The organism is Microcystis sp. CS-574 (genome assembly GCF_028329095.1).
GTDB lineage: Bacteria > Cyanobacteriota > Cyanobacteriia > Cyanobacteriales > Microcystaceae > Microcystis > Microcystis ichthyoblabe_A.
This window is the reverse complement of sequence record NZ_JAQMSY010000136.1, coordinates 1-9,695: the sequence shown is the minus strand read 5'-3', so window position 1 is coordinate 9,695 and position 9,695 is coordinate 1. Positions and strand designations below refer to the sequence as shown.

Genomic DNA, 9,695 nt, shown 5'->3' with positions numbered 1-9,695 from the left:
CCCTAACTCACTCCCTAACTGTCTCCCTAACTGTCTCCCTAACTCACTCCCTAACTGTCTCCCTAACTGTCTCCCTAACTCACTCCCTAACTCTCACCCTAACTGTCTCCCTAACTCACTCCCTAACTCTCACCCTAGCCATGGGTATGAAGAAATCAAAACTATCAAGGGAAGACAGTACCGTTATTGGAGATGGTTAGAAAATGACAAGCTGCGATCAAAATACTTAGGACGGTGCGAAAACGTTAAAAAATCTTGCTAAAATACTAGACGCTGCGACTTAGGTTAAGTGGCAATATTTGACCCATTGTCAGCAGGTGCGAATCCGGCTCGCAGCTTTGACACTAAATATAGCGTAGTGACACAGCTTCGCTGACACTAGATATAGTGTTAAGCGAAAATTGTTTCTAGTGCGTTCTTAGTCCGGTCGGGATCGGTTTCGATGTATCGCTGCAAGTTAGCGATCGAAGCGTGACCGCTCACGGCTTGAATGGTTCTTAGGTCGGTTCCATTCCGGGCCAACTCAGTGATGCAACTGCGGCGGCCGCAGTGAGTGACAATTTTCTTGTCATCTAGTCCGACTTTCGCGGCAGATGTTTTCAGATAGGTTAAAGCGGCTTCATAGCTTAATCTTCCATTGATGCCGGGAAAAAGGTAATCATCTAGGTTAGATGAGGGATTATAATCTCTAAGCTTTAGCTTTAATTCTCCACAAATTGGCACAGTATGATTTCTGTCTTTCCCTTTTCTGGTTTCTCTTCTAAATGCTATCTCATCGTTAGGGACTCGCCGGGTTGGGTCTTTGTAAACATCTTTGACCCGTAGCTCTAAGGCTTCATTTATGCGTGCTGCGGTGAATCTTAGGATAGCCCATAGAAGCCGATGTTTTTGATTGGCGACGGACTCTAGTTTTTTCCAGTCTGATTGAGATAAAACAGAAGCTTGCCCTATTGTTCTCATATTTACCTACAGAATTTATTAATAAAGTCCATTTATTCTGTACTTAAAAGCCTAAGCCTTAAGTGTATTTCTTGTAAAGTATCGTATTTTCAAGGCTTTTGTCAATTGCTATTACTACAGAAAATAGATATTTTATGCACTTGATCAAAATAATATTTTTCCTTATTTTAAAAGAAAAGATTATTTTTTGTCACAATGACTACTATTGTACTCACCTCAAATATTCCGACAAATATTAACACCTTAGAACGTTTGATCGCTCATCAACTAATGGCCTTAAAGGCTACCATCGGAAATACGACGTTTAACCTTGATAGCACAGAAAAAGGGGGAAGAACCCCGTACATTACCCTAAACACCGGAGAGGCCACAGAGGGAGATGGACAGCTGTACCTGCAAGCTTTTGTGTATTTGCCCCTAGACACTCAAATTAGAAACAATGCCCTAAACCAAAGGCCCTGGATGTACGCAAAAGAAATTAGCAATAATAACTACCCAGCGGGGTATAACTTAACTTAGGTAATTAAATGCTTGGATTTATTGGGCCAGCGCCCGCTAAACAATTGGGTCCGTCTCTTCAGCGGAACACTTTAAGTAGTTTAGGGCCCTCTTTGCTTAAAAACACTTTCCGCTTTTTTTCCGGATTCTATAAAATAATAGATTTCTTATTTGATGCACCTCCTGCTGATGCTCCAGGAACGCCCTACGGACCGGCGGGTCCTATCGGGTCTTACCCCTTTCAACCACCTCCGGTTAGAGAGCGTGTTCCGCCTAAGACAATAGGACCCGATACCCCTCCCGGTTCAGTCGGGCCTGAAAATGCAAAATACAAAATAAGCAATTTAGTCGCAACTTATAGAAGGGTGGCGATGAGTTCACCTCATCACGTTATTAATGAAAATGCTAAATATGTAAACATTCCAGGCAAGATAATTCAAGGACCAATCGGACATCTGACTGTTCCTGAATCTCACGGGGGCAATCCCTGGGTCAATTGTATAGTGTGGCGGCCGCCGCCTGACAGCGGCGTTATAGACGTAATTTATCTCGATTCTTTAGATGTGTACTGGAACGCAAACCATTATCTCAAATCTTTTTCCTACCAAATCGAAAAAGTTGAATCTGAAGAACCCGATCCATCACCTGATCCCCCTCCTTATTTTTTCCCTCCTAACAGTCCTGGACCCTTAGCTCCTCCTTCAACAGATAACGACACAAGGACAAAACCGCCATATTCTCCGCTACCTAAAAATCCGCTTCCTATTGGACAGTCGAGCAATTTTACGCCACCACAAACCTCACCCGGTCCATCGCTATCACCAAATCCAAGCCCAAATCCTTCCCCACCTAGTTCGCTTGCTCCAAGTCCGCCAACTACAAACCCCACGAATCCAGGGACTTCGCCTAAACCAGGAGAAAGAGAAAACACGCCACCGTCTTTTTCGCCGTTTCCAATCATAAACCCTCAAAATCCAACAATAGGCCAACCAAGACAAGAAAACCCACCAGTAATAAATACACCGGGAGGCGGTGGATGCTGCACATCCCCCGGCGTTACTCAAGCTAACAATAGTCTAGACGCAATAAAGCTTACTTTAGAAGGATTAGACCTAACTCTTTTAAATGTCATAAATACCAAGCTCGGGCCTCAAATGAATGGGGGAATTTCCGGCTATCTATCAGATAGATTTACTAAACTCTGGAAGTCTAGAACTATTGATCGCGCTCTTAATTTAATGGCTACGGCTGCGGCTATTCATAACGCGGTCATGCTTTCCCGAAATATTGGCTCTACCTTGATCGCTACTTTAGGCAACGCCTTAAGCATTATTGGCATTAAAGACGGTGACGAAGTTGCCCAAAATTTTTCTACAGTTATTGGTAACTCAATTGAAAATATTGTAAAAGGATTAATCGGCAATGATAACTATACTGCTTTAAGTGAAACTTGGGCAAAAGCTAATAGGATTTATCAAAGTGCGATCAACATTTATCAGTTAATGACTGATTCACTTTTTGGTATCACGTCCGGACTGGAACAAACCGCTAAATATACGGGGAAAATTGGCAACGCTTTAAGAAAGTCCGGTGTGGTTTTAGAAAATTCTTACAACTGGATGAGTGAAACTTTTAGTTTTCATAGTGGCAAAAATAGAAAAATTGATCGAGTTATTCAAGGGCTACAAAACGCGAACGAAATAGCCTCAGATTTAGAATCTATAACCTCCGAGTTTAGAAGTGTAACCGAAAATATAAGGGAAATTGGGACAGAAGTAAACAAAATCAAAACAGAAGTTAATGACAAGGAAAGCGAGAAAAACACTCAAGAGACTCAAGGAAAAAATTCATCACAGTCTCCTCCAATAAACAAGACCGATTTAACAAAGCCTAGTTAATTTATTTATTTATTATGGCGATTCCTACTAACTTCACCGAATTTGAACACTTGCAAAGCACTATTTTAAGAGTCCATAATCAAATAGTGCGAGAGGAGTTTAGTGATATTACAGGCAATGATTTAGATTTAGCCGTCCCCCGGTCTTCGTTGCGTTGGGCTTGCTTGCTTAAAGATAACGATACTTGCGACATGATGATCCAACGCTTTTTATTGTTTTATTTTACCTTAAGACGAGCGCAAGATTTACAGCAGCCTTTTTATGGGATTCCCTTAGATGATTTACACGCTTCTCGAAAATTTAAACCACAGATTACCCTTTATTTTAAAGAAGATTTAAACGATTTAGAGGACGACACTCGCCCCACATGGGGAGAGATTTCTTTTAGATTAATGAATGAATCTAGCACCACAATAACAAAACCAGAATTACTTGCGTTAGCCAAGAAAATTAAGACAGTATTCGGACCCGCTAACGGGTATATTTGGAAAAAAGGGAGAAAGTTGTACTCTTACACAGAAAAAGATAAGGGTTATCAATTGCAGTTACTTTGTCGAGATGAATCAACTGCAAAAGAATTAATCAATAAGGTTTTAGATATACAAAATCATACCCCTGGCTGGAAGTTTTTAAAATCTAACATCGCTGATGATGAGAATGGTTCTTTTCCCTATAACCCTGGCAATCACACAATCTTAGGGAAAAGCTACAAAAAGCCTCGCCGTCGTCCTATGGTTGATGTTCGCTTTCAGTATGCTACGGCTACCATCTGGGGGATAAATAAGCCGATCGCTCTTTACGATCGCTCGTTTACTTTCCTTGATGCTCTTGTCGATGAGTTTAATTAGTTTTCGTAGATGGTCTATGCTCTTGTCGATGAGTTCGGGCAGTTTTCGCGGATGGTCTATACCCTTCCGACCAATCGTATTGGCTGCAAGCCTTGCTATAACTGAGTTATCGCATTTATGCAGAGCGGTAAAAATACTGTATTAAACGGATAGTATGGCTAGAAAGAGATTTTCGGATTTAGAGCGGATTTACGATGCTTTAAAGTTGGGGAACGTTAACCCCAACAGCTTGCCCCAGAATCTAGACTTTGTAAAGTATGCCAAATGGCGCGAGGGCAACGGGCCAGAGAGAACTATCGTTAGACCTCCCCTGAATGGAGAAGTCGAGGTAGGAGTTATCGCGTTTGGATATGGCTTTGCGAATGCGAAAGGTAAAATAAAAGTCACCTTGTCTGGGCGCTCTAGTGCTTTTTTAAATTCATTTAGTCCTAAAGCTAAGTTTGGTGTGGCTACGACTGGACTAAACGAGTATGTAAGAAACGGGGCTTTTGTACCCGCTAAAGCTCGCATCGCAACAATTGTCGCAGCTAAAAGCCCTACCTCGAAAATTACTGGGCGAAAATATAAAACTAGAAGCGGGACAGCTTACACACTTCCCATGGGACGGGTAAGCGAATCACTTGATTATCAGGAAGCAATAGACGGTATTTTGGCAGATTCCGTTTTTTCGGGTGCTAATGCAACCCATACCGTGAGTTTTGATCCGGAGGAGTTTCGTCGTGATTAACGCGGATCAACTTAAAGATAGAATGCGGCTATGGACTCCGGACAGATTTGATGAAATTCCCGCAGAGGAAACCTCAAATAATCTAATTATTTGTGGACAAGCGCTGGCCGATTTCTTTTCTTTAAAAATTACGCCGACAGAATATCTTGACGTAGTTGAGAGTTGCGAGGTCAATGTTGATGAATATTTAGAAATAATCAACGAAAATTTATATGATTTCGTATCATGCTGGTAATTCTAATAACTGGCAGTCTGTTTGGAGTCAAAGCTTTACCGCAGAACCAGCACCGGGAAATAGCCCAACTTTAGAGCGCTATTTTCCTTTGCCAGAAATATCCGTACCAATTCAGTTAAATGCTTCATTAATTACTTTTTATGCTACCAGTCAAAGCGCTGATCCGCGATGGAAGTTCGCGGCCAGCGTTAAGCGTAAATATGTCACGGGGCTGACTGTAGGCGGAAACCCTAACGCGGTGGTAGATAGTAAGCGAATTTTTTTAAATCAATTTTCGCTACTAAGTTATCCCGTTAATTTTGGATCAAGTTATGCCCTGTTAATTTCGGTTCCTTATTGGCATCGACAAATTACCTTGCATTTATGGGAATATACCGGTCCTATTATCGACACATACGAGCAAAAGCTCGATCTAATCTTGGGGAGATTGCCTGATTTACCATGATTCCATTTACTTTACTGACGATTGTTTGCCCTTTATTGTTTTTACAATGTCACCAAAGAATAAAATTGCTTTGCTTTTCATCGGATCAGGGTTAATTAGCGGGATTATCATTAGCTACCACCTACCAGCTGAAAAGTTAGTATTCGCTCTTACTGGTCCTACTGCTGTAGTAGGAGCGGGCTTAAGCGAATGGAATTCTAGCAGGGAAAAGTCGGATGATGACTCAGACACAAATTAACTGAAAAAAATCCTAATCAACAAATCTCTAAATATTTTTTTGTAGAAAAAGTAACAAAAAGAGATGCGCGACGAATTTTTTATGAAAAATGGCAAAGACTGACGGTCTAAAGTCCAAAAAGGGCCACGATGGAATTATTAGGGTCGTTGTCAGTCCCAAACAATCGATCGCTCCGATGGCGATCGATTTTTTTCTAGGGGTATCAATCCACAAAAAAAATGTCTGAAAAGCCCAAATATTAAGCGATTCAAACATTTTCTCATTGCAATCGGAGGGTGATATTGACTTTATGTCTTAACTTCGAGCTTACGATAGAAACCTAGCTGTTAATGTAGCCTATTTAACCAAAATATCGATTTTTTGCTGATTTATCGGGATAGACAATCACCTTTTCTTAGAAATTATCCGAGTTTAGAGACAATTGGTTAGCTAATCTCCCAATAAGCTAGGTCTCAGAGACCAGCAAGGCATCCTCAAGCCTTGATTTGTCCTTACTTGTCATGGACAGCGATCAGGGCAAGTGGGGTCAATCTACCAATGTTTACATCATAACTCGATCGAGGGAGAAAAGCCAAGAACCTGGGAGAAAACTGCCGATTTATCCCGGCCAATATTATTGCTCAGATCGGCCTAGATGATGCCGTCAGTCATTCTTCAGCGAGAAACCACCCCGCTAGAGGATTCCGATTCTAGGGGGAGAGAGGGTTTAATTATCCCGTATTTTGTCTCCTCTGGGGTCACTTGACGGATAACCTCCAAAGCTTCCTTGATCATTACTGCCATGGGAACTGCGACAATCACCCCCAGTAAACCGCCCACTCGCGCCCCCGTCAAGACCGAAACCAACACCCAAAAGGGATTTAACCCGGTGACACTGCCCAAAATCCGGGGAGCAATGCCGTTTTCGACAATTTGCTGCACCACTACAGCTACGGCTAAAACTTGCAGAGCTAAACCAATATCGCGCAAAGCTAGTAAAGCTGTCACCGTGACAATGCCTACAGTTCCCCCAAAAGGGATTAAGGCCATGGTACCAATCAAGAGGCCGAATAGAAGACCAAAAGGGACTTTAATCGATAAAAATGCCGTGACTAATCCCAGGGCCATGCAAGTGGCACAAATCACCTGGCCGACAAAGTAATTCTGAAAACTTAAGCGTAGGGTTAGGGAAAAGGGTTGTTGGACGGGTTTGGGCAACCATTGGATAATACTCCTCCAGATATCGGGACTGTGGAGAAGTAGATAAAAGGTGAGGATAATGGTTAGCAGCACATCAAGCACCCGCACCACAGTAAAAACGGTGAGATTAAGGGCTAAATTAACGCTTCTTCCCGCTAAAATTTGCAATTCTGCCCCTAAACGACTGTTAAACTGAGCGATCAGACCATCGAAACTGATCGGAATCGGTAGATTCATCGTGTCGATTTTGGTATCTAGTTGCATCAGTTGGCGCTGTCCCGAGTCTAACCATTCCGGCAATCTGTTGACAAATTGCTGTGCTTGGGTGAAGACTAGGGGAACTAGGGTTATTCCCACGGCCACAAAAATTAAAATCGTGATCAGGGAAACCACGATCGCAGCTAAACCCCGTTTTAATCCCTGACGTTCCAACCAAGTCACCGGATAACCCAAGAGAAAAGATAGAACGGCCGCTATCAGTAAAATAACAAATAAAGATTCAAAATAGCCAAAAATTGCCGATAATGCCCAGGCATTCAGAACTATAAGTGGTGCAGCTAGAGCAATCACCAGTAAGCGAGATAGGGAATTCAGGGATTGCCACCACGTCTGAACCCAATTGCGTTTCGGGGGAACGACTTTAACTTCCACCATGAAGCCTCTTAAAGGGTTTGTTTCAATACTTGTATTCTGACAGATCGAAGCCGAACCCGCTAACTCAACCGGGGGAAGTGGGGTGATCTGACAGGTGTAGGTTTATTACAACAACCTTATGGGTGTAACGGGGGCATCCTGCCGACATTTAAGGTGAACGGCTCCGTTAGGCTGTAGAGCTAGTCACTCCATACTTGACAAGACAATGCACTTGCATTACCATCAAGATGTTTTTACAAATAGGCTGAGAGGTCCCAATGGCTGCAACGATGGCTCCATGGCCAGAATCCACTCTTACCGATCGCTATCAGACTACAATTCCCGATTCCGTTCGCAAAGCCCTTGGCTTGAATAAGCGCGATAAAATCTGCTACAACATACAGCCCGACGGCAAAGTATGGATTTCCAGGGCTGACGGGACAGAAGAAAATGATCCGGTGCTTGGGAAATTTCTGAATTTTCTTGCCCAAGATATGGAACAGAACCCTCAACACATACAGGCAATTAGTTCTAACCTAGTCAATCATGTTCAATGCTTGGTCTCTGGCGTTGATCTGGAGCTTGATGCACCACTTCTGGATGAGGACGAATAAGGTTGTCTATAGATCAGCCCCTAGTAATTAATGGATGGAGCATATTTGCTCATCCTCTGTTCCTTGAACAGTTTGAAGAACTTGTGACGCAGGTTGAAGAGCTGCGCCACAAGTTTCCTCAAGATTACAAAAGGAAAAATGCGACAAAGCGTCTAGCTGCCATAGCAAAGTTAGCCTTTGATACTATTCCTCAAGACCCAACTCGCAGTGATTATCGACAGGGAACTACGCTTGGAGACGATTACAAACACTGGTTTAGAGCCAAGTTTTTTCAGCAGTATCGACTGTTTTTTCGATATCATCAAGAGAGTAAAATAATTCTCCTCGCTTGGGTCAATGATGAAAACTCTAAGCGAGCTTATGAGAGTAGTACAGACGCTTATAGAGTCTTTAGAAAAATGCTGGAGACCAGTTATCCTCCAGATGATTGGCATGACCTACTCAAAGAGGCCAAAAGTACAATTAGCCGTTTACGCGAAGCTGCTGAAACCGAAATTTAATGATAGATATGTCTGGACTTACCCATACATAAATACTAAAAAATTAACAAAACCCTTACTGCATAAAGCTTCTCAGAATAAATTGACAAGCCGTCACTGGGTACATTTTCCCTTTGAAAATGGCCGTACCGTTGACTGTCTCTGGAGTGGAGCGATTCCCTAGAGTTCGCTGTATAGCGATCGCTATACTGATGGCAATTAATCTTTAGAGTAAGGGATTCCCTCTGTAGCCATGTTTTTACTGGTTTTCTGACTCGAAACAAGCTATAGTGGTCGAAGGGTAAAGTTTGAAAATTTGGTGGTGATTCGGTAGTAGTGATGGCGGCTTAATCCTTTGCTTTGCTGTGCATTGTAGTCATGGATAAAATACCAAACAGCCCCAACGTGATTCTCCATTTTTTTAGAGAAAGATAGACTCTCTCTCACCAGCCGAGAAATCCTTTGTCTAAAGGTATTATTTAATCTTTCAATATGATTAGTTTGACCAGTTTCTTTTCCGACTGGTTGATGACGTTTACTAGGAATTACTGTCTTATAGGACTCCCAAAAGTCTGTGTAAGCAACAGCGCATTGTCGGTAAACACCTGGTAAACTAGCCCAAAGTTTTTTGGCTGATTGACGACTCCTATCTCCGCGCATAGCAACCAATAATTTCCCTTGTCTTTCTATCAATTAACCGCCAAATATAAACCTTGATTGTTTTAGAAAAAACAAAAGACCACATCTCATCACATTCTATGACCAATTTACCTTTTAGTTTGTCTGAAACCTTTATTTGACGAGGGACAGATGCCAATTTATTGTTGACATAATTTTGTAACCATGACCAACTTACCCCTGTTACTCTAGCAATTACTCGTAAGGAAATTCGTTCGAGTAAGAGTTTATCAATTAATTGTTTGGTTTCGTCAGAGACAGTT

At 42.1% G+C, this 9,695-nt stretch carries 12 protein-coding genes; 9 read left to right on the top strand and 3 right to left on the bottom strand.

Annotated elements, in window-relative coordinates; genetic code table 11:
• Window positions 1–200, top strand: a 200-nt coding sequence (locus tag PN470_RS10845; RefSeq protein ID WP_272104528.1) for a hypothetical protein, incomplete at its 5' end; no start/stop codon positions are given.
• Window positions 201–390: 190 nt separating this feature from the next.
• On the opposite strand, the gene PN470_RS10840 is transcribed toward PN470_RS10845, so the two are convergent.
• Window positions 391–960: a tyrosine-type recombinase/integrase gene (locus PN470_RS10840; protein ID WP_271935852.1), complete on the bottom strand. Its 570-nt coding sequence runs from the start codon at window positions 958–960 to the stop codon at window positions 391–393.
• Window positions 961–1,155: 195 nt separating this feature from the next.
• Between PN470_RS10840 and PN470_RS10835 the strand changes: the two genes are divergently transcribed.
• The 6 genes from PN470_RS10835 to PN470_RS10810 all read left to right on the top strand — a co-directional run bounded on the left by PN470_RS10835 (window position 1,156) and on the right by PN470_RS10810 (window position 5,611).
• Window positions 1,156–1,479, top strand: coding sequence for a hypothetical protein (locus PN470_RS10835; RefSeq protein WP_271935853.1), 324 nt, complete (start codon window positions 1,156–1,158; stop codon window positions 1,477–1,479).
• A 92-nt stretch (window positions 1,480–1,571) separates the two neighbouring features.
• Entirely contained in the window at window positions 1,572–3,356 is a 1,785-nt protein-coding gene (locus tag PN470_RS10830; RefSeq protein WP_272104526.1) for a hypothetical protein, read from the top strand.
• Between the two features lie 14 nt (window positions 3,357–3,370).
• Complete coding sequence (locus PN470_RS10825) at window positions 3,371–4,204, top strand: hypothetical protein (RefSeq protein WP_272104524.1); 834 nt, start codon at window positions 3,371–3,373, stop codon at window positions 4,202–4,204.
• A gap of 154 nt (window positions 4,205–4,358) precedes the next feature.
• On the top strand, window positions 4,359–4,931 hold the full coding sequence (locus PN470_RS10820) for a hypothetical protein (RefSeq protein WP_272104522.1): 573 nt from the start codon (window positions 4,359–4,361) through the stop codon (window positions 4,929–4,931).
• The gene (locus tag PN470_RS10815; RefSeq protein WP_272104519.1) at window positions 4,924–5,166 is read left to right on the top strand and encodes a hypothetical protein; all 243 of its coding nucleotides are present in this window, start codon (window positions 4,924–4,926) and stop codon (window positions 5,164–5,166) included. Before PN470_RS10820 ends, PN470_RS10815 begins: the two co-directional genes overlap by 8 nt.
• Window positions 5,144–5,611, top strand: coding sequence for a hypothetical protein (locus PN470_RS10810; protein WP_272104517.1), 468 nt, complete (start codon window positions 5,144–5,146; stop codon window positions 5,609–5,611). Before PN470_RS10815 ends, PN470_RS10810 begins: the two co-directional genes overlap by 23 nt.
• Window positions 5,612–6,503: 892 nt before the next feature.
• Here the strand turns inward: PN470_RS10810 and PN470_RS10805 are convergent.
• Complete coding sequence (locus tag PN470_RS10805; protein ID WP_272104514.1) at window positions 6,504–7,682, bottom strand: AI-2E family transporter; 1,179 nt, start codon at window positions 7,680–7,682, stop codon at window positions 6,504–6,506.
• A 257-nt stretch (window positions 7,683–7,939) separates the two neighbouring features.
• On the opposite strand from PN470_RS10805, the gene PN470_RS10800 reads away from it, so the two are divergent.
• Window positions 7,940–8,275: a type II toxin-antitoxin system PrlF family antitoxin gene (locus PN470_RS10800; RefSeq protein ID WP_103111351.1), complete on the top strand. Its 336-nt coding sequence runs from the start codon at window positions 7,940–7,942 to the stop codon at window positions 8,273–8,275.
• 2 nt (window positions 8,276–8,277) lie between these two features.
• Window positions 8,278–8,775: a type II toxin-antitoxin system YhaV family toxin gene (locus PN470_RS10795; protein ID WP_103111352.1), complete on the top strand. Its 498-nt coding sequence runs from the start codon at window positions 8,278–8,280 to the stop codon at window positions 8,773–8,775.
• 264 nt (window positions 8,776–9,039) lie between these two features.
• Here the strand turns inward: PN470_RS10795 and PN470_RS10790 are convergent.
• Window positions 9,040–9,695 (bottom strand): IS1 family transposase gene (locus tag PN470_RS10790; RefSeq protein WP_442929999.1). Its coding sequence is split into 2 segments (ribosomal slippage), with 655 coding nucleotides annotated over them: window positions 9,040–9,408 and window positions 9,410–9,695; the frame shifts between segments, so codons are not numbered across the junction. This gene is flagged as partial in the annotation.